Consider the following 20,920-nt stretch of genomic DNA (forward strand, 5'->3'; position numbering starts at 1 on the left):
GAGTTTATTGAAGAGACGTGATGTTGGAGGTCAGGCCGTAATTGAAGGGGTAATGATGCGAGGAAGCAAAGGTATGGCAACAGCTGTAAGAAAAGAAGATGGTACTATAGCTGTTGAAGTTAAGAAAACTAAGCCTATTACTCAAAAACATAAAATATTAAAGATCCCATTTATAAGAGGGATATTTGTACTTATAGATTCTTTAGTACAGGGGATAAAGTCTTTGAATTATTCAGCATCATTTTTTGATGAGGAAGAGCCTTCATCTTTTGAAAAGTGGCTAGAGAGTAAATTTGGAGACAAAAGTAACAATTTAATTATTACTTTTACTATGTTTATTTCATTTATACTTTCAGTATTTTTATTTATTGCAATACCAACAGGAGTTGCATCATTTTTCTCAAGATTTAACATATCTAGTATAGGTCTTAATTTGATAGAAGCAGTTATTAAGATATGTATTTTATTAGGGTATATGCTTGGGATTAGTAAGTTAGATGATATGTATAGATTATTTCAATATCATGGAGCTGAACATAAAACAATTTTTTGTTATGAAGCTGGAGATCTATTAACTGTTGAAAATGTAAGAAGATATTCAAGATTTCATCCAAGATGTGGAACAAATTTCTTATTTCTTATAATGTTTGTAAGTATAGTAATATTTGCTCTTACTGGATGGGGAAGTTTTATAGAAAGACTATTAATTAGAATAGTATTAATACCAGTTGTTTCAGGAATAACATATGAAATCATAAAGTGGCTTGGAAAATCTGATAATAGATTGGCAAGGCTTATTTCAATGCCTGGATTAAAATTACAATGGATTACAACAAGAGAACCTGATGATTCTCAAATAGAAGTTGCAATTAAATCTTTAAAAGCAGCTGAAGGATTATTGGAGGAATAAATGACAATATTAGAACTTTTAGATAAAGGAACAAAAATATTATTAGAAGTAGATAAAGAAAATGCTAGATTAGATGCTACATTATTATTAGGATATATAATAGGAAAAGATAGACTTTATATCTTAATTCATGGAGAAGAAAAAATAAGTGAAGATAACCAAAAAAGATATCTAGAGCTTATAGAAAAAAGAAAATTAAAAATGCCTATAAAATATATTTTAGGTACTTGTGAATTTATGGGTTTAGATTTTTATGTTGAAGAAGGTGTATTAATCCCTAGGGGAGATACCGAAATATTAGTTGAAGAAGTATTAAAGCATATAAGTGATGATGAAAAATTAGATGTATGTGATTTATGCTCTGGAAGTGGAGCTATTGGTATATCGTTAGCATACTATAGAAAAAACATCAATGTAGATTCTATAGATTATTTTGAAAAACCAAAAGAAATTACAATAAAAAATATTAGAAAACACAATTTAGAAAATCGAATGAGATTTATTGAAAGTGATTTATTAAAAGCTATTATAGATGAAGGGAAAAAATATGATATCATTGTATCTAATCCTCCATATATAAGAGAAGAAGAGATAAATAACTTAATGGATGATGTTAGGGTATATGAACCACATACTGCTTTAAGTGGAGGAGAAGATGGTTTAATTTTCTATAGAAGAATAGTTGATGAAAGTAAACTTGTATTAAAAGAAAATGGAATATTAGCTTTTGAGATTGGACATGATCAAGGGGAAGATGTAAAAACTCTTATGGAAAAAAATAGCTTTAAAGATGTGAGAGTTATAAAAGATTTAGCAGGTCATGATAGAGTTGTTATAGGATATCTTACGATTATTGAAAAAGGATTATAAGATATGATATAATATTTAAATATGAAATTATATAGTACGGAGTGATAAAATGTTATTAGATAAATTAGCATTCATAGAAAACAAGTATGATGAATTATCAGTAAAGATTAGTGATCCTTCAATTATGGCAAACCAAAATGAATGGAGAAAATTATGTAAAGAGCACGCCGACTTAGAAGTAATAGTTGGAGCTTATAAAGAATATAAAAAAGTTATAGAAGATTTACAAGATAACAAAGAAATGCTTGAAATTGAATCTGATAAAGAAATGAAGGAAATGCTTCAAGAAGAAATTAATGAACTTAAGAAAAGAGAAGAAGAATTAGAACAACACATACAAATCTTATTATTACCTAAAGATCCAAATGATGATAAGAACGTATTTGTAGAAATAAGAGCAGGTGCTGGTGGAGATGAAGCAGCATTATTTGCAGCTAATCTTTTCAGAATGTATACAAGATATGCAGAAAATAATAGATGGACTGTTGAACTTATGAGTACTAATGAAACTGGAATAGGTGGACTTAAAGAAGTTGTATTCATGATTAAAGGTAATGGTGCATATTCAAAGCTTAAATATGAAAGTGGAGTTCATAGAGTACAAAGAGTTCCAGATACAGAATCAAGTGGTAGAATACATACTTCAACAGCAACTGTTGCGGTATTACCAGAAGTTGATGATGTAGAAATAGAAATCAATGAAAAAGATATTAAGTTTGATGTATTTAGAGCATCAGGTAATGGGGGACAATGTGTTAATACAACTGACTCAGCTGTAAGACTTACACACATACCTACAGGTATAGTAATATCATGCCAAGACGAAAAATCACAGCTTAAAAATAAAGAAAAGGCTATGAAAGTTTTAAGAGCGAGATTATATGAAAAAGCAGAAGCTGAAAGAGCAGCTGGAATTGCTGAAGATAGAAAATCGCAAGTAGGTACAGGGGATAGAAGTGAGAGAATCAGAACTTACAACTATCCACAAGGTAGAGTTACAGACCATAGAATTGGTTTAACTCTTTATAAACTTGAAGCGTTCTTAAATGGAGATATAGACGAAGTTATAAATGCACTTATAACTGCTGATCAAGCTGAAAAAATGAAACAAATGGGAAATACAGAAAAGTAATGTTAAAAATAAAAAGCCTTGCATTGACAATGTAAGGCTTTTACAATATATGAAGGGGCAAAGTATGGATATTTTTAAAGCATTAAAAAAAGAAAAAAAATCAATAAAAAGATTTTATATATATATGATCATATTAGCCATTTTTTTACCAACTACATTATGGTTAACAGGAATAATAACAAGATTTTATATAATATATGTATTGGTTTTAGAGCTTTTAATAATACTTGCTGTTTTGAAAAAGAGAGATTATACAAAAATTGATTATATGTATAAAAATAATAGATTGAAGTTTAAAAGTGGATTATTTAGTCAAACTAATACTATATTGTGCGATACTATACTTATAGTGCATACTGATGGTATAGAAGACTATATGAAAATAATATTAGTTAGTAATACAAAGTTAAGAAATAAGAGAATGAGACCTATATCAAAAGGTTTCTTAAAAAGATATCCTGAAGTTGCAAAGCTATATAAAAAGCTAAGAAAACTTGAGCCAGATGAAAAATATTATTTTCAAATAGTTAGAAAAGGTGGACTTAGAAAATATCTTTTTTTAGATGAAATATTTAAATATTGTGTTAAAGCAGATTATACAGAAGAGTGTATTCAAAATATAAAGATTGCACGTGGAGAAACTTTGAGTTAGAAAGAAGGAATCAATTTTGAAAACAAGGATTGCTACTTTAGATGGAATTGATGATTTAAAATATATAAAAGAAGCAGCACAAGTCATAAAAGATGGAGGCATAGTTGCATTTCCAACTGAAACTGTGTATGGATTAGGAGCAAATGCCTTAGATGAAGAATGTGTTAAAAAAATTTTTATAGCAAAAGGAAGACCACAAGATAATCCATTAATTGTACATGTTGCATCAAAAGATATAAGTAAATATGTAAAAAATATTCCTGATATTGCAATTAAGTTAATGGATAAATTTTGGCCAGGTCCAATGACGTTAATATTGGAGAAAAAAGATATAATACCAATGGAAACAAGTGCAAATCTAAATACTATAGGTATTAGAATGCCATCAAATGAAGTTGCTTTAAAGCTTATTGAAGAGTCAGGAGTACCTATTGCTGCGCCATCTGCTAATATAAGTGGAAGACCAAGTCCAACTGATATAGAAAGATGTATAGAAGATCTTTCTGGAAGAGTAGATTATATAATTGGTGGACAAAAAAGTGAAGTTGGATTAGAATCTACTATAATAGATTGTACTGTTTATCCTCCGATGGTTTTAAGACCAGGTGGAATAACTTTAGAAATGTTAAGAGAAGTAGATGAAAACATAGTTATTGATAAGGGATTGCTTAATAATTCAGAAGAGTTTAAGCCTAAAGCACCAGGAATGAAGTATAGACATTATGCACCTAATGCAAAACTTAAAATTATAAAAGGAAATAGAAAAAAAACTATTGAAAAAATTAATGAAATGGTGCAAAATTATATAGATAATGGGAAAAAAGTAGGACTACTTGTAACTAAAGAAAATAGTTCTAAATATCCTAAGGGAGAAAAAATCATCATCGGAGAAGAGAACAATTTAGAAGAAATTGCATCAAATCTTTTTGAAGCTTTAAGAGGTTTTAATGATTTAAATGTAGATATAATACTTGCAGAAGCTTTCAATGAAGATGGTTTAGGTGTTGCTATAATGAATAGATTAAGTAAGGCAGCAGGTCATGATATTATAAATGTATAATAACTTGGAGGTTTTTTATGAAAGTGCTATTTGTATGTACGTCAAATACATGTAGAAGTCCAATTGCAGAGCAGATATTTAACAAACTAAATTACAATACGCATTTATCAGCAAAATCAGCTGGTATTACTATTGTTCCTGGAAGTGTAATTACTGAAAATTCAGCACAATTAATAAAAAAAGAATTAGATATAGATATTGCAAGTAGAGAGGCTATACAGTTAAATGATAATATGGTTAAATTTGCTGATGTTATTTTAACAATGACGAATTACGGTAGAGATTTTATAAAAAATAATTATCCAAATTATAAGAGCAAGATATTTTCAATATGTGAGTATGCTGGCGTTGCGGGTGAAATAATTGATCCGTACGGCGGTACAATTTCTGTTTATGAAAAAATGTATAAAGAATTAGAGGAGATAATTCCTCTTGTAATAAGTAAATTAAAGAAAGATGGAAGTGTGTAATTATTTTATTACATGCTACGCTTTCTTTTTTTATAAATTTAAATACATATGAGAATAATTGGAGGTGTAATAATGAAAATCGCATTAGGGTCAGACCATGGTGGTTATAAATTAAAAAATGAAATCATTTCATTTTTAAAAGAAAATGGATATGAAATAAAGGATTTTGGTACTTATAGTACTGAATCATGTGATTATCCTGATTTTGCAGAAAAAGTTGCAGAAGCAGTTGTATCAAAGGAATTTGATTTTGGTATATTAGTTTGTGGAACAGGAATAGGAATAAGTATTTCAGCAAATAAAATACCAGGTGTTAGAGCTGCTTTATGTTCTGATACTTTCAGTGCTCATGCAACTAGAGAACACAATGATGCTAACATCCTTGCTTTAGGAGAAAGAGTTGTAGGACCAGGTCTTGCAATAGATATAGTTAAAACATTCTTAACTTCAGAATTTCAAGGTGAAAGACATCAAAAGAGAATAGACAAAATATCTCTTATAGAGAAAAAGTATAATAAATAACATATTGGAGGAATTAAAAATGAGTAAAGTTACAGAAATCAATCATCCATTAATATTACACAAATTAGCATTTATAAGAAGCAAAGAAACAGGTTCAAAAGATTTTAGAGAATTAGTTTCAGAAGTTTCAATGCTAATGGCATATGAAGTTACAAGAAATCTTCCAACTGAAAATGTTGAAATAGAAACACCTGTATGCAAAACAAAATGTAGAGTTTTAGCAGGAAAAAAATTAGCTATAGTACCAATATTAAGAGCAGGTCTTGGAATGGTAGATGGTATTTTAAAATTAATACCAGCAGCTAAAGTTGGACATATTGGATTATATAGAGATGAGGAAACATTACAACCAGTTGAGTATTTCTGTAAGCTACCTCAAGATATAGCAGAAAGAGATATAATAGTTGTAGACCCAATGCTTGCAACTGGTGGATCAGCAATAGATGCAATAACTATGCTTAAAAATAGAGGTGCAAAATATATAAAATTAATGTGCTTAATTTCATCACCAGAAGGAATAAAAGCAATAAAAGAAGCACATCCAGATGTTGATATATTTGTTGCTGCAATAGATGAAAAATTAAATGAAGATGGATATATAGTACCAGGTCTTGGAGATGCTGGAGATAGACTATTTGGAACTAAGTAGTTTTAACAAATAAAAACCCCTATATAGGGGTTTTTATTTATAAATATAATTTAAATATCTTCAACATTAAATGAAAGTTCTATTTTTTCAACAGAGGGCTTAAGGCGAGTTAATTTAATTCCAGCAGATTCAAACATTCTCTTTGATGCTTTAACTGTGTCTGTATTAGAATACTTATCGCTTAGATATATAACTTCTTTTATACCGCTTTGAATAATAGCCTTAGCACATTCATTACAAGGAAATAATGCAACGTAAAGCTTAGCATTTTCAAGTGATACACCTCTATTATTTAAAATAGCATTTAATTCTGCATGCACAACATAAGGATATTTTGTATCTAAAAAATCTCCTTCTCTTTCCCATGAATATGTATCATCTGAACATCCAAATGCAAATCCATTATATCCAACAGATAATACTCTATTATTAGGACTTACAATACATGCGCCAACTTGTGTGCTTGGATCTTTACTTCTTTTTCCTGATAAAAGAGCAAGTCCCATAAAATATTCATCCCAAGAAATATAATCAGTTCTTTTCATAATGAAATCTCCTTTAAATAAAAAAATATGTAATTAGTACATATTATAATACATATAGATATAAAAACAAAAATATTTAAAATTGTTTGTTTAAAATTTAACAAAAAGTATTGATTATTATATAAATGGTGGTATAATAAAAGTATGTTAAGAGTTTAACAAAGAGAAAAATTTGTTAATTATAAATTGGGAGGTATTATTAATGAGAGACGTAGTAATTGTAAGTGCAGTAAGAACAGCATTAGGTTCATTCGGAGGATCATTAAAAGATGTTCCAGCTGCAGAATTAGGAGCAATAGTAATAAAAGAAGCTGTAAAAAGAGCTGGAATTAAACCTGAAATGGTAGAAGAAGTTTTAATGGGAAATGTTATTCAAGCAGGTCTTGGACAAAACGTTGCTAGACAAGCTACAATAAAGGCAGGTCTTCCAAATGAAACTTCAGCAATGACTATAAATAAGGTATGTGGATCAGGATTAAGAGCAGTTAGTTTAGCAGCTCAAATGATAAAAGCAGGAGATACAGATATCGTTGTAGCAGGTGGTATGGAAAACATGTCAAGAGCTCCATATCTTTTAGATACTGCAAGATGGGGTCAAAGAATGGGTGACGGAAAGATGATTGACTCAATGATAAACGATGCTTTGTGGGATGCATTTAATAACTACCATATGGGAGTTACTGCTGAAAACATTGCTAAAGAATGGGGTATAACAAGAGAAGAACAAGATGAATTTGCTGTAGCTTCTCAAAACAAGGCTGAAAAAGCTATAAAAGAAGGAAGATTTAAGGATGAAATAGTTCCTGTTACAATTCCACAAAGAAAAGGAGAACCAAAAATATTTGATACAGATGAATTCCCAAGATTCGGAGCAACTATGGAATCAGTATCAAAATTAAGACCTGCATTTATAAAAGATGGAACAGTTACAGCTGCTAATGCATCAGGTATAAATGATGGAGCTGCTGCTTTTGTAGTAATGAGTGCAGAAAAAGCAGAAGAATTAGGAATTAAGCCAATGGCTAAAATCCTTTCATATGGATCAAAAGGATTAGATCCTTCAATAATGGGATATGGACCATTCTATGCTACAAAGAAAGCTTTAGAAAATACAGGATTAGAAGTTAAAGACATAGACCTTATAGAAGCAAATGAAGCATTTGCAGCTCAAAGTTTAGCTGTAGCTAAGGATTTAGGATTTGATATGAGCAAAGTAAATGTAAATGGTGGAGCTATAGCTTTAGGACACCCAGTTGGAGCTTCAGGAGCTAGAATATTAGTTACATTACTTTACGAAATGCAAAAAAGAGATGCTAAGACTGGTTTAGCTACACTTTGCATAGGTGGAGGAATGGGAACAGCATTAGTTGTTGAAAGATAATATATAATAATATTTATAAAAATGTAATATATTTACCAAAATACACCTTAGGATTTTGTCCTAAGGTGTATTTTTCTGAGAAAAATGAATAAAAAAATATCTAGATAATTTAGTTGTAAGAATAATTAGAAAAATTAGATAAACAAGATAAATCCTTTTAAAATATAAAAGTATACTGAAAAATAGCTTATTTTAAATAGCACAAATATGAACAAAATAAAAACATTATTAATAATATTGTAATGCAATGAATAGAAAACAATTATTTAATTCAAACTAAATATGTACTAGATAATTCTTAAAAGATTATAAGTATAGAAAATTCAATAATGAAAAGGAAAACATAATGGTAAAAATTATAATTTTTTTATATATATTCTAAATTTTAAATAAGATAAAACGATAATAATTTCTGAATTTTCTAAAAAATGAATTGATATAAAAATTAAAAATCGTAAAATTAGAAAAATTAAAAAAAGTAGAGTTAATAGGTGTAAAAGAGAATTATTAAGTTATAAATTAATTAAATCAAAAAAAAGAGAGAAATTTTAAGAAAAATAAGGCTTTTGACAAAAAAATATATAAACTATAATTAAGAGTATGATTGCCGAGGAGGTAAGTTATGGTTGGAAATTTAAGTGGAATACTTAAACAAACTTTTAAAGGTAGTATGATAATTCTTACTGCAGGACTTATAGTTACATATTTAATAAATATAAATTATTGTTTCCCATTTTTAATAGGATCAATTGTTAGTATTTTAAATTTTTTAATAAGTGCTACAGTTACTAGCAAGACTATTAATAGTAACATCGATTTAAAAGGTATTATGCTTATGCTTAGTTTTGTAATAAGAATATTAATAATATCAATTATTGGTTTGTTATTATTTCAAATGAAATTTAATATAGTATTTTATCTTATTGGCTATATGTCCAACTTCATTTCTCTATTTATGGCAATTAAATATGAAGAAAGGAAGTGATTGAGTGGAAGAATTATTTAAACAAATTAGTTCTGTTGCTTTACAACAATGGGCAATAATTATTATAGTAGCTGTTATTTTAATATTAATGACAAGAAATCTTTCTGTAGTACCTAAGGGAAAAAGACAAACAATAATAGAACTTATAATTGAAACTATTAATAACTGGACTCATAGTACTATGGGAGATAAGTACACAGGATTTGCACCTTATATTGGTACAGTAGTTATCTTTATTTTCTGTATGAATATAACTGACCTTATAGGATTAAGACCAGTAACATCCAATTATAGTGTTGCATTAATATTATCATTAACAACATTTGTAATGGTTCAAGTAAATGCAATCATGAAAAATGGTGGAGTAGGATATCTAAAAGGATATGCTCACCCAAGTCCAGCTTTATTACCCATCAATATATTAGAGAGGGTAATGTTACCTGTTACATTAAGCTTTAGACTTTTTGGTAATGTAACTGTTGGAGTAGTAATTATTGAGTTATTATTACAAGCACTAGGTAATTTAGCTTGGTTTGCTCAATTAGCTATCCCAGTGCCATTTATGGCATACTTCGATTTATTTGATGCATTTCTTCAAGCATTCATCTTTACTACATTAACAATGATTTATATAAAGATGACAGCAGAAGAATAATCTAAAAAAATCAAAATTTAGTCAAAAATTTTTTAAAAGTATTAAGGAGGAATTTAATTATGACTGGAGCAGAATTTATAGTAGGAATGCGTGCAATAGGTGCAGGTCTTGCAGTTATCGCAGCGTTAGGTGCAGGTGTTGGTATTGGTAATGCAACAGCAAGTTTATTAGAAAGTACAGCTAGACAACCAGAAGCAAGTGGTAAACTTACATCTACATATTTCATTGGTTGTGCGTTAGCAGAAACAACAGCAATATACGGATTACTAATTTCATTCATATTATTATTTGTTGGTATCAAATAGTTTTTTGAATACTATAAAAAAAGTAGGTTTTTAATAAGCCTGGAAGGGAGGCTTTAAGTTTGGAAATTAACATGAATATTAGCATTCCACAAATGATAGTAACTTTAGTAAATTTACTTATATTATTTTGGATAGTTAAACATTTTGCTTTTGATAGAGTAAATAAGATTTTAAAAGAAAGAAAGAATCTTATTGAAGATACAATAAGTAAAGCTGATGAGGATTTAGAAAAAGCAAGAGTATTAAAGCTTCAAAATGAAAAAGAAATCAGCTCAGCTAGAGAAGAAGGAAAAGAAATTGTTACTCAATATAAGGCTAAAGCAGATGAGGTTTACAAGGAAATAGTAGAAGAAGCTAGAAGAGAAGCAGGATCTATTATTGAAAAGTCTAAAGTTGAAATTAATAGAGAAAGTGCAAAAGCTAAAGAGGAAATCAAGACTCAAGCAGTAGAACTTGCTGTATTCCTTGCAGAAAAAGCACTTGGAGATTCTATTGATGAAAAGCAACATAGAGAACTTATAGATGACTATATAAGCAAGGTAGGTATGTAATTATGTACGAATATTTAGATCGTAGATATGCCTTAGCTTTATATAAAGTAGCAGAAGAAAAAAATAAAGTCGAGGAGTATCTTGAAGACTTAAGAAAGATTTGCGATATAATTGATAATAATAAAGAATTTTATGAAGTCATTAAATATCCTCAAATAAGCACTAAACAAAAAAAGAAGATTTTCACAGATATATTTAAGGGTAAGATTGATGAAGAGTTATTATCATTTTTACTAATCCTTATTGAAAAAGGCAGAATCTTATACGTAAGACAAAAGCTAAATCAAATGGAACAAATCCATTTAGAAAAAGAAAATAAGGTAATTGCAAAGGTTAAAAGTGTTATAGAACTTACAGAAGATCAGACTTTAAGACTAAAAGAAAAGCTTGAAAAGAAGTATAACAAAACAGTAATTATAGAACATGAAATTGATAAGAGTATAATAGGCGGATTATACGTAAGAGTTGGAAATGATGTTATTGATGGATCAGTAAAATCAAGACTTGAAGATATGAGAGCCTTAATGCTTAAGATGGAATAGAGGTGAAACCGTGAATATCAAACCAGAAGAGATTACTTCTATAATTAAAAATGAAATTGAAAAGTATGACAAACAAATTAAAACAGTAGATTCAGGTACAATCATACAAATCGGTGATGGTATTGCTAGAGTATATGGCTTAGACGATTGTATGGAAGGTGAATTATTAGAATTCCCAAATGATGTTTATGGTATGGCATTAAATCTTGAACAAGATAATGTCGGATGCGTTTTACTTGGTTCTGAAGAAGGAATCAAGGAAGGAGACGTAGTTAAGAGAACTGGTAAAATTGTTGAAGTTGGAGTTGGAGAACAATTAATAGGTAGAGTTTTAAATGGACTTGGAAATCCTATTGATGCCAAAGGACCAATAAAGCCAGATGCTTACAGACCAATTGAAGTTCACGCTCCTAGCATATTAGATAGAAGTTCAGTTAATGAACCATTACAAACAGGGATAAAAGCGATTGACTCAATGATTCCAATTGGTAAGGGACAAAGAGAACTTATCATAGGGGATAGACAAATAGGTAAGACTGCTATTACTATAGATACAATAATCAACCAAAAAGGTAAAGATGTAATTTGTATATATGTAGCAATAGGTCAAAAACAATCAACAGTAGCACATATAGTAAATACATTAACAGAATTTGGTGCAATGGATTATACAACTGTTGTTGCTGCAACAGCATCAGAATCAGCACCATTACAATACTTAGCACCTTATGTTGGATGTTCAATTGGTGAGCATTTCATGCACCAAGGTAAAGATGTATTAGTTATATATGATGACTTATCAAAGCACGCTGTTGCTTATAGAACAATGTCATTATTACTTAAAAGACCACCAGGCAGAGAAGCATATCCTGGGGATGTATTCTACATACATTCAAGATTACTTGAAAGAGCAGCTAAGCTTTCAGAAAAGAACGGTGGAGGTTCATTAACAGCACTTCCAATAATAGAAACACTTGCAGGAGACGTTACTGCATATATCCCAACTAACGTTATATCAATAACAGATGGACAAATATTCTTAGAATCAGATCTTTTCTATTCAGGACAAAGACCAGCTGTTAATGCCGGTATATCAGTATCAAGAGTTGGGGGTAATGCTCAAATCAAGGCTATGAAACAAGTTTCAGGTACTTTAAGATTAGAGCTTGCCCAATACAGAGAATTAGCATCATTTGCTCAATTTGGATCAGATTTAGATGCTGATACTTCAAGAAGACTTGAAAAAGGTAAGAGAATGGTTGAAATCTTAAAACAAGACCAATACTCACCAATGAGAGTTGAAAATCAAATCATGATTCTTTATGCTGCAGTAAATGATTATTTATCAGACATAAAAGTTGAAGATATAAGAAAGTTCGAAAAAGATTTCTTAGAATACATGGATACTCAACACAGAGAAGTAGGAAAAGAAATATTAGAAAAGAAAGTTTTAACTGATGAATTAAAAGCATCTCTTGATAAAGTAATTGCTGAATTCAAAAAAATATTCTTAAACGCATAGCTTATAATTTAAGCTATGCCATCTTTTAGGAGGTGGAGGTATGCCAGCTGGACTTATTGAAATTAAGCGTAGAATTAAGTCGGTAGAGAATACTAAAAAAATAACAAAAGCCATGGGACTTGTTGCCACTTCTAAGTTAAGAAGAGTCAGAACGGAATTAAACAAAAATAACAAATTCTTTGAAGCTACTAGAAATATAGCACAAGAAGCATATTCATCAATGGATGTTGAAAAAGAGGGCTTATATTTTAAAGGTGGTCAATCAAAAAGAAAGTTATATATAGTTGTAACATCAGATTCAGGACTATGCGGAGGATATAATGTTAATGTAGCATTAGGACTTAAGAATCATGCTGAAATGGAAAAATCAAATAGCTTAGTTATGTGCCTAGGTAAAAAAGGTGTATCTTACATGAATAGATATGGATTTGAAACTGTAGCTGAATATGTAGATATAAAAGAAGCTGTAGATATAAGGGAAGTTTCAATGATCCTTAATCATGCTATAAGATTATATAATTCAAGCGAAGTTGGTGAAGTTTATGTTGTTTATACACACTTTAACTCACCAGTATCTCAAGAAGTTAAAATTGATAAAATGTTACCTATAGAGTTTGACGAAGTAAAAGAAGATATTGGATTTATGGTAGAACCAAATAATGAATCTTCAATAGAGGCAACTTTTGATTTTTATTTAAAATCAAAATTAATCAATTGTATTTTACATGCAAAAACTAGTGAAGAATCTTCAAGAATGACTGCGATGGACGGAGCTACAAAAAATGCAGATGACTTGTTAGATTCATTAAACACTAAGTATAACAGAATTAGACAGACTGCTATAACCCAAGAAATTGCAGAAATAGTTGGTGGAGCAGGAGCACAAAAATAGTGAGGAGGTATCATAATGCCTAATAATATAGGAAAAGTAGTTCAAGTTATTGGACCCGTAGTTGATATAAAGTTTGATACTGAGTCACTTCCAAATATTTATAATGCTATTGAAATAGAAATCGATGGAGAAATTTTAATAACTGAAGTTGAACAACACGTCGGAGATGACGTAGTAAGAACAATAGCTATGGAAGCGACAGAAGGATTAAGAAGAGGTATGAAGGCAGTCGATACAGGAAAACCAATATCAGTTCCTGTAGGAGAATGCGTTCTAGGAAGATTATTCAATGTTTTAGGAAACCCGGTTGATAAAGAAATAGCTGGAGATATTAAATCTAAGGAATTTTATCCAATACATAGACCAGCTCCAACATTTGCAGAACAATCAGTTGAACCTGAAATGTTTGAAACAGGAATAAAGGTTGTTGACCTTATAGCTCCTTACCAAAAAGGTGGTAAGATAGGTTTATTTGGGGGTGCCGGTGTTGGTAAAACAGTACTTATCCAAGAACTTATAAATAATATAGCAAAAGAACACGGTGGATTATCAGTATTTACAGGTGTTGGAGAAAGATCAAGAGAAGGTAATGACCTTTACCATGAAATGAAAGATTCAGGAGTTTTAAATAAGACTGCATTAGTATTCGGTCAAATGAATGAACCACCTGGTGCTAGAATGAGAGTTGCACTTACTGGACTTACAATGGCAGAATATTTCAGAGATCAAGGTCAAGACGTGTTACTATTTATAGATAACATATTCAGATTCTCACAAGCAGGTTCTGAGGTTTCAGCACTTCTTGGTAGAATACCTTCAGCCGTTGGTTACCAACCAACACTTGCAACTGAAATGGGTGCTCTTCAAGAAAGAATAACATCAACAACACATGGTTCAATTACATCAGTTCAAGCTGTATACGTACCAGCCGATGACTTAACTGACCCAGCACCAGCTACAACATTCTCTCACTTAGATGCAACAACAGTTTTATCAAGAAGTGTAGCAGAACGTGGAATTTACCCAGCTGTTGACCCATTAGATTCAACATCAAGAATACTAGATCCAAGAGTAGTTGGAGCAGAACATTATGAAGTTGCATCAAAGGTTAAGCTTATATTAGAAAGATATAAAGAACTTCAAGATATCATTGCTATATTAGGGGTTGACGAATTATCAGATGAAGATAAGTTAACAGTTAGTAGAGCAAGAAAAGTTCAAAACTTCTTATCACAACCATTTACAGTAGCAGAACAATTTACTGGTATGAAAGGTAAATATGTTACAATAGAAGAAACTGTAAGAGGATTCAAAGAAATTATTGAAGGTAAGCACGATAATTTACCAGAATCAGCATTCATATTTGTCGGAAATATAGATGAAGCTATAGAAAAAGCTAAGACTTTAGCATAAGGGGATGACGCAATATGGCTAATACCTTTAAACTAACAATCATGACACCTGACAATATCAAGATGGATGAAGAAGTTTTAAGTATAATTACAAAAACATCTGAAGGTAAGTATGAACTTCTTGCAAACCACGCTTCTATAGTACTTAATACAGTACCTTGCGTTACAGAAGTTACAAAAGCAAATGGAGAAAAGTTAAGTTTATTTACTTCAGATGGAGTAATTGGTTTTAAAAATAATGAACTAAACTTCTGCTGCGGATCATCTGAAACAAAAGATGAAATTGATAGCGGAAGAGCAGAAGAAGCAAAGCAAAGAGCAGAAAAGCGTTTAAAAGACGAAAAATTCGATCAACAAAGAGTTGAAGCTGCTTTAAGTAGAGCTATTGCTAGATTAGAATTAAAAAAATAGTGATATATACTATAAAATCCTAGATAAGTTAGAACAATCTAACTATCTGGGATTTTTTTGTTTTTGTAATTATTTTAGCAATAATCACAAAAGAATATTAAAGATTATATATTATATTATGAAGCTAAAAGTGCATATAAAAGGAAAAAAATGACAACAATAGAGATGAAGGGCGGTATGGTATATGGAAATAAAAAGCTTATTCATCTGTTTTATTGTTTTCTTATTTAATTTATTAGGAATATCAAATGCTGAAAATATTAATATCAATAATTATAGACATGTAGAAAGTTTAGTGATGAACGAAACTGTATTTTCAGAAAATGGAGTTAAAATCCAGTATAATATTGAGTCAGATATAAAAGATGAAGTACAAAGAATTAAAAATATTTATGCTAAAGAATATTATATACAAGATATTGGAGATTCGAATCATTTTTACATTAAGGGCAAAAATGATATAGAAATAAGGGTATGGAGAGAAGACAATAAAGTTTTTGTTGAAGGAATAATAATTAATTGCAAAAAAGAAAATTCTACGGCTAATCTAAAGAAAGAATTACAAAAATTACAATGTGACAATACTAATTCATTGAGGTATTTTGAATATTATAAAGGTAGAATAAATTCTTTAAATGATATAGAAAAATTAGAGTTAGAAGAAAATTTAATTCAAGTACACAATGGTTATGTTGGTAAAAGTACGCTTAAAAGCGGTGAAAGAATTAGTTATGCTATTATGAAATATAATACAGGTTTATATGTAATTATAGGAACTCCTATTATATTTACAACATACTAAGAATTAATTATGGAGGAAAATATGGAAAAAATAATAGTAAAAGGTGTTAATAAACTAAAAGGGGAAGTTGATATAAATTCCGCTAAAAACTCAATTTTACCAATAATAATATCAACAATATTATCTCCTAATGAAATAACAATACAAAATATTCCCATGTTAGAAGATGTTCAAGTTATATTAAATTTACTTGATGGTTTAAATTGTAATATTAATTACTCAAATATAAATAAATCCCTTAAAATAAATACAAGTAATTTGAAATCTTTAGATACAACAAATGAACTTGTAAGAAAAATGAGAGCTTCATTCTTGCTGATGGGTCCGATGCTTGCTAGATTTGGATATTGTAAATTATCAATGCCTGGAGGATGCAATATAGGAAGTAGACCTATTGATTTACATTTAAAAGGATTTGAAGCTTTAGGTGCAGAAATTATACAAGGATATGGTTTTGTTGAAGCAAAAGCAAAAGAACTTGTAGGTAATAGGATATATTTAGATTTCCCATCTGTTGGGGCTACAGAAAATATTATGATGGCAGCTGTTTTGGCAAAAGGTACAACAATCATAGAAAATGCAGCTGAAGAGCCAGAAATATGGGATCTAGCAAATTTTTTAAATTCTATGGGCGCTAAGATAAGTGGTGCAGGAGTTGGTAAGATCACTATAGAAGGTGTTGAAGCTTTAAACGGAATAGTGTATAAACCTATTTTTGATAGGATAGAAGCGGGAACATTTATGGTAGCTGCTGCTATAACAAATAGTATTATAAAGATAAATAATGTAAAAGAAGAGCATATGAGACCTTTAATAGAAAAATTAAAAGAATGTGGCGTTATATTAACGAAAGAGAATGACAGTATAGTAGTGGATGGTACATTTAATAAAAAACCAGTAGATATAAAGACATTACCATATCCAGGTTTCCCAACTGATATGCAACCACAAATGATGGCACTTTTAGCTGTTGTTAAAGGATCAAGTATAATTACTGAAACCGTATTTGAAAATAGATTTATGCATGTAGCAGAACTTGTTAGAATGGGAGCTAAAATAAAGATAGACGGTAGAACAGCAGTAATTGATGGGGTTGATTCTCTTACAGGATGTGAAGTTAAGGCAACAGATTTAAGAGCAGGTGCAGCCATGATTTTAGCAGGTTTAGTAGCTGATGGTATTACAGAAATAAGCGATATATACCATATAGATAGAGGATATTTAAATATAGAAGAAAAATTTAGAAGGTTAGGCGCAGATGTCTATAGAATTAAAAAATAGAAGGTAATAAATTACCTTCTATTTTTTATATGTCTACATAAATTTAAATAAGTAAGTATATTTAAAGATATTAATAAATATAAATAGATGTATATATTTTAAAAGTAAGTGGGGGGTATAAAGTGAGAGAAAGAGAGATTATTGAAAGTATAAAGAAAATAGGTTTAATAACAGGTTTTATATTAATATTTACTTTGATAATCCCATTCATACTTATGGGAAGTTCTATAAAAAATTTTATTTCTCCTACTGAAGAAATTTCTAGCGAAAAGAAAATTGATATAGCTATGGAAGGAGAAAATAAAGTAAAAGTATATATGACATCAGAAAAGAAGGTTAAAAAGATTGATGTTGAAGAATACATATTAGGTGTAGTTTCTAGTGAAATGCCAGCTACTTTTGAAGAAGAAGCATTAAAAGCTCAAGCTATTGCAGCTAGAACTTTTTACTATAGTAAGAGGATGAAAAACTGTAATTTAGCAAGTGGTGGAGAAATATGTGATAGTATACATTGTCAAGTTTACATGGATAAAGAAGAAAGACTTAAAAAGTGGCCTAAAGAAGATAGAGATAAATATTATGAAAAAGTAAAAAAAGCTGTAGAAGATACTAAGGGACAAGTATTAACTTATGATAATGAAATTGTACTATATCCCCAATTCTTCTCAACTAGTTCAGGGAAGACAGAGAATGCAGAAGATGTTTTTTCATCTAAGGTTCCATATTTAAAATCTGTAAGCAGTGAAGGGGAAGAAGTGTCTGCTTCATATGAATCAGAAAAAGAAGTGACAAATAAAGACTTTGCAGCAATAGTAAATTCTAAATACAATAAAGCAAATTTAAGTTCAAGCAATATAAGTAAAAAGGTGCAAATAAAATCAAGAACTGATGGAGGTTCAGTTAAAGAAATACAGCTTGGAGGTACTATAATAAAAGGAACAGAATTTAGAAGTTTATTTGATTTAAAATCAGCAAACTTTACTCTTGAATATTCACAAAATAAAGTAAAGATTAAATGTAAAGGAAATGGCCATGGAGTAGGAATGAGTCAGTGGGGAGCAAATTTGATGGCTAAGGAAGGAAAAGGTTATGAAGAGATATTAAAGCATTACTATACAGGTGTAGAGCTTGGAAAAATAATTTACAAATAAATATGAAAATAGATTATAAAAAGATGATATTTGGTTAATAATCCAAATATCATCTTTTTTTATATATAAAGTTAAAAAAAGATAAATTTTGGATTATTTTTCATAAATAAGGACAAAATGATTATTGGAGGTGTTGATTATGAAACAAAAATCTAAAAATATTATTTCACGTATTAAGAAAACTTTTAAGAAGGAAGGATTTTATGTAACTTTATTTGTTACGTTAAGTATAGTCACTATAGTTGGTGCTATTACAATTAAAAATAAAGATGCAAACTCTAATTCACAAGCAGAATTACCTAGTGCTCAAGATGTTACTTTAAATCAAGAAGATAAAAATGACATGAATACTGAAAGTAATAAAACTAATGAAAATAAAGATGGTAAAGAAGATGCAAATACAAATGTAGAAACATCAATGGAAAATTCAGAAAGAGTAGAAAATAAACCAGCAAGTAAACCTGTTGGATCAGATAGTAAAATGAATTTTTCAAACCCTGTAGAAGGAAAACTTTTAAAAGGACATAACGAACCATATATCTTTAAGGATGGTAAAGCTGTTAAAGAAGGCGAAAAAGGTGATTCAAGCTTAAGTTATGGTGGAATATCAGTAGGCGCTAAAATGGGTACTGCTGTAAAGGCTGCAGAAGATGGAGTTATAGAAGATGTAATAGAAAATGATGTAACTTATGGAGTAACTGTAATTATAAAACATGCAAATGGAATAAAGACATCATATGCAAATTTATCTAATGATTTAAAAGTTAAAAAAGATGATAAAGTTACAAAAGGTCAAGAAATAGGTAAAGTTGGTAATACAGCTAGTACATTAAAACTATGTGTAAAAGATGATTTTCTTCATATAAAAGTTTATTCAAAGAAAGATAATACTTACTCAGAAGTAGATCCATTAAAATACTTTGCTTATAAAAAATAAGTAAACAAAAATAATCAGCCGTTTTAAAGTAAATAAAAATGGCTGATTAGTATTTAAAGTAGAGAATAATTGTTTTTTGATAGAGAGAGTAATTAAGGAGGGAGCAGTTTGAAGGACTATATTGAAGAGAGAGTATTAGAAGTAGCGCAATATATTATTGATTCAAAAGCTACGATAAGAAAAACTGCAAAGGTTTTTGGTGTTAGTAAAAGTACTATTCATAAAGATATGACAGAAAGACTTCCAAAGATAAATCCAATAATAGCCGAACAGACACATAGTATATTAGAACTAAATAAGGCTGAAAGACATATAAGAGGTGGAAAAGCTACAAAAATGAAGTATAAATCAGCTGAATAAATTCTGTAATAACTAAAAGTTGAATTAAAGTCATATTCCATATATAATTTAAATTAAATGAAAAATGTGAAAAATCTTAAGATTAATACTAATAATTGGGAGTGAATTTGGAATGTGGTTTTGGAAAGCAGGAACTGATATAGGTATAGATTTAGGAACAGCAACAGTATTAGTATATGTAAAAGGTAAAGGTATAGTCTTAAAAGAACCATCAGTAGTTGCTATAAATACAAGTAATGGAAAAGTCTTAGCTGTAGGAGAAGAAGCTAGAAAAATGATAGGAAGAACTCCAGGAAATATTATTGCAGTTAGACCTTTAAAAGATGGTGTTATTTCAGATTATGATATGACAGAAAAGATGATTAAAGCAGTTATAAACAAAGCTTGTGGCACAAAGAAAATAGTAGCACCTAAAGTTATGATATGTGTACCATCAGAAGCATCAGAAGTTGAAAAAAGAGCCGTTATGGATGCAGCTAGAAATTCAGGCGCAAAAGTAGTTCACCTTATAGAAGAACCACTTGCAGCTGCAATAGGAGCAGGTCTTGATATAACTAAACCAGATGGATGCATGATTGTAGATATAGGTGGAGGAACATGTGACGTTGCGGTAATATCATTAGGTGGAGTAGTTGTAAGATCATCTATAAAGATTGCTGGAGATAAATTTGATGAAGCAGTAGTAAAATATATAAAAAAGAAACATAATATTATGATTGGTGAAAGAACTGCCGAAGATTTAAAAATAAATATTGGTTGTGTGTACCCAAAAATTCAAGATACAGAAATGGATATAAGAGGAAGAGATTTAATAGACGGTGTGCCAAAAACTGTAACTGTATATTCAAGTGAAATGTTAGAAGCTCTAATTGAACCAGCATTAATGATCGTAGATGCAGTTCACTCAGTACTAGAAAGGACAC

Annotated in this window: 23 protein-coding genes and 1 pseudogene; 23 read left to right on the plus strand and 1 reads right to left on the minus strand. The window is 29.7% G+C overall.

The window, feature by feature from the left end; all coding sequences use genetic code 11:
* Positions 1-7: 7 nt before the first annotated feature.
* The 7 genes and pseudogenes from prmC to upp all read left to right on the plus strand — a co-directional run bounded on the left by prmC (position 8) and on the right by upp (position 6,265).
* A pseudogene (prmC, locus tag SPJ33_RS10270) lies at positions 8-1,780 on the plus strand (peptide chain release factor N(5)-glutamine methyltransferase).
* 49 nt (positions 1,781-1,829) lie between these two features.
* On the plus strand, positions 1,830-2,912 hold the full coding sequence (gene prfA, locus SPJ33_RS10275; protein WP_321117870.1) for a peptide chain release factor 1: 1,083 nt from the start codon (positions 1,830-1,832) through the stop codon (positions 2,910-2,912).
* A 64-nt stretch (positions 2,913-2,976) separates the two neighbouring features.
* A complete protein-coding gene (locus SPJ33_RS10280) occupies positions 2,977-3,564 on the plus strand; it encodes a hypothetical protein (RefSeq protein WP_321117871.1) in 588 nt (195 codons plus the stop codon).
* 16 nt (positions 3,565-3,580) lie between these two features.
* The gene (locus SPJ33_RS10285) at positions 3,581-4,624 is read left to right on the plus strand and encodes an L-threonylcarbamoyladenylate synthase (protein WP_321117872.1); all 1,044 of its coding nucleotides are present in this window, start codon (positions 3,581-3,583) and stop codon (positions 4,622-4,624) included.
* A gap of 17 nt (positions 4,625-4,641) precedes the next feature.
* The gene (locus SPJ33_RS10290; RefSeq protein WP_321117873.1) at positions 4,642-5,094 is read left to right on the plus strand and encodes a low molecular weight protein arginine phosphatase; all 453 of its coding nucleotides are present in this window, start codon (positions 4,642-4,644) and stop codon (positions 5,092-5,094) included.
* Between the two features lie 72 nt (positions 5,095-5,166).
* Positions 5,167-5,616 (plus strand): ribose 5-phosphate isomerase B, encoded by a 450-nt coding sequence (gene rpiB, locus SPJ33_RS10295; protein WP_321117875.1) that lies wholly within the window; start codon positions 5,167-5,169, stop codon positions 5,614-5,616.
* Positions 5,617-5,635: 19 nt separating this feature from the next.
* Positions 5,636-6,265 carry a uracil phosphoribosyltransferase gene (gene upp, locus SPJ33_RS10300; RefSeq protein WP_321117876.1) on the plus strand — a complete coding sequence of 210 codons (630 nt, stop codon included), beginning with the start codon at positions 5,636-5,638 and terminating at the stop codon, positions 6,263-6,265.
* Positions 6,266-6,315: 50 nt separating this feature from the next.
* On the opposite strand, the gene SPJ33_RS10305 is transcribed toward upp, so the two are convergent.
* A complete protein-coding gene (locus SPJ33_RS10305; protein WP_321117877.1) occupies positions 6,316-6,810 on the minus strand; it encodes a dCMP deaminase family protein in 495 nt (164 codons plus the stop codon).
* Between the two features lie 202 nt (positions 6,811-7,012).
* Here SPJ33_RS10305 and SPJ33_RS10310 point away from each other — a divergent pair, with 202 nt between their 5' ends.
* The 16 genes from SPJ33_RS10310 to mreB all read left to right on the plus strand — a co-directional run.
* Complete coding sequence (locus SPJ33_RS10310) at positions 7,013-8,191, plus strand: acetyl-CoA C-acetyltransferase (protein WP_321117878.1); 1,179 nt, start codon at positions 7,013-7,015, stop codon at positions 8,189-8,191.
* 622 nt (positions 8,192-8,813) lie between these two features.
* Positions 8,814-9,176 carry an ATP synthase subunit I gene (locus SPJ33_RS10315; RefSeq protein ID WP_321117879.1) on the plus strand — a complete coding sequence of 121 codons (363 nt, stop codon included), beginning with the start codon at positions 8,814-8,816 and terminating at the stop codon, positions 9,174-9,176.
* A gap of 4 nt (positions 9,177-9,180) precedes the next feature.
* Positions 9,181-9,831, plus strand: coding sequence for a F0F1 ATP synthase subunit A (locus SPJ33_RS10320; protein ID WP_321117880.1), 651 nt, complete (start codon positions 9,181-9,183; stop codon positions 9,829-9,831).
* A 59-nt stretch (positions 9,832-9,890) separates the two neighbouring features.
* A complete protein-coding gene (gene atpE / locus SPJ33_RS10325) occupies positions 9,891-10,136 on the plus strand; it encodes an ATP synthase F0 subunit C (RefSeq protein ID WP_414627229.1) in 246 nt (81 codons plus the stop codon).
* A gap of 59 nt (positions 10,137-10,195) precedes the next feature.
* Complete coding sequence (locus SPJ33_RS10330) at positions 10,196-10,687, plus strand: F0F1 ATP synthase subunit B (protein ID WP_321117881.1); 492 nt, start codon at positions 10,196-10,198, stop codon at positions 10,685-10,687.
* 2 nt (positions 10,688-10,689) lie between these two features.
* Positions 10,690-11,229, plus strand: a complete 540-nt coding sequence (locus SPJ33_RS10335) for a F0F1 ATP synthase subunit delta (RefSeq protein WP_321117882.1) — start codon at positions 10,690-10,692, stop codon at positions 11,227-11,229.
* A 10-nt stretch (positions 11,230-11,239) separates the two neighbouring features.
* Positions 11,240-12,751 (plus strand): F0F1 ATP synthase subunit alpha, encoded by a 1,512-nt coding sequence (atpA, locus tag SPJ33_RS10340; RefSeq protein ID WP_321117883.1) that lies wholly within the window; start codon positions 11,240-11,242, stop codon positions 12,749-12,751.
* 40 nt (positions 12,752-12,791) lie between these two features.
* On the plus strand, positions 12,792-13,643 hold the full coding sequence (atpG, locus tag SPJ33_RS10345; protein WP_321117884.1) for an ATP synthase F1 subunit gamma: 852 nt from the start codon (positions 12,792-12,794) through the stop codon (positions 13,641-13,643).
* A gap of 15 nt (positions 13,644-13,658) precedes the next feature.
* On the plus strand, positions 13,659-15,056 hold the full coding sequence (gene atpD / locus SPJ33_RS10350; protein WP_321117885.1) for a F0F1 ATP synthase subunit beta: 1,398 nt from the start codon (positions 13,659-13,661) through the stop codon (positions 15,054-15,056).
* A gap of 14 nt (positions 15,057-15,070) precedes the next feature.
* Entirely contained in the window at positions 15,071-15,466 is a 396-nt protein-coding gene (locus tag SPJ33_RS10355; protein ID WP_321117886.1) for an ATP synthase delta/epsilon chain alpha-helix domain-containing protein, read from the plus strand.
* A 184-nt stretch (positions 15,467-15,650) separates the two neighbouring features.
* A complete protein-coding gene (locus tag SPJ33_RS10360) occupies positions 15,651-16,268 on the plus strand; it encodes a hypothetical protein (protein ID WP_321117887.1) in 618 nt (205 codons plus the stop codon).
* A 21-nt stretch (positions 16,269-16,289) separates the two neighbouring features.
* Entirely contained in the window at positions 16,290-17,549 is a 1,260-nt protein-coding gene (gene murA, locus SPJ33_RS10365) for a UDP-N-acetylglucosamine 1-carboxyvinyltransferase (protein ID WP_321117888.1), read from the plus strand.
* Positions 17,550-17,671: 122 nt separating this feature from the next.
* Positions 17,672-18,700: a stage II sporulation protein D gene (gene spoIID / locus SPJ33_RS10370; protein WP_321117889.1), complete on the plus strand. Its 1,029-nt coding sequence runs from the start codon at positions 17,672-17,674 to the stop codon at positions 18,698-18,700.
* Positions 18,701-18,839: 139 nt separating this feature from the next.
* Positions 18,840-19,637, plus strand: coding sequence for a M23 family metallopeptidase (locus tag SPJ33_RS10375; RefSeq protein WP_321117890.1), 798 nt, complete (start codon positions 18,840-18,842; stop codon positions 19,635-19,637).
* A 108-nt stretch (positions 19,638-19,745) separates the two neighbouring features.
* A complete protein-coding gene (gene spoIIID, locus SPJ33_RS10380; RefSeq protein WP_321117891.1) occupies positions 19,746-19,997 on the plus strand; it encodes a sporulation transcriptional regulator SpoIIID in 252 nt (83 codons plus the stop codon).
* Positions 19,998-20,109: 112 nt separating this feature from the next.
* Positions 20,110-20,920, plus strand: an 811-nt coding sequence (gene mreB / locus SPJ33_RS10385; protein ID WP_321117892.1) for a rod shape-determining protein MreB, incomplete at its 3' end; no start/stop codon positions are given.

Origin of the sequence: Clostridium sp. (assembly GCF_034179595.1) — a bacterium.
Taxonomy (GTDB): domain Bacteria; phylum Bacillota; class Clostridia; order Clostridiales; family Clostridiaceae; genus Clostridium.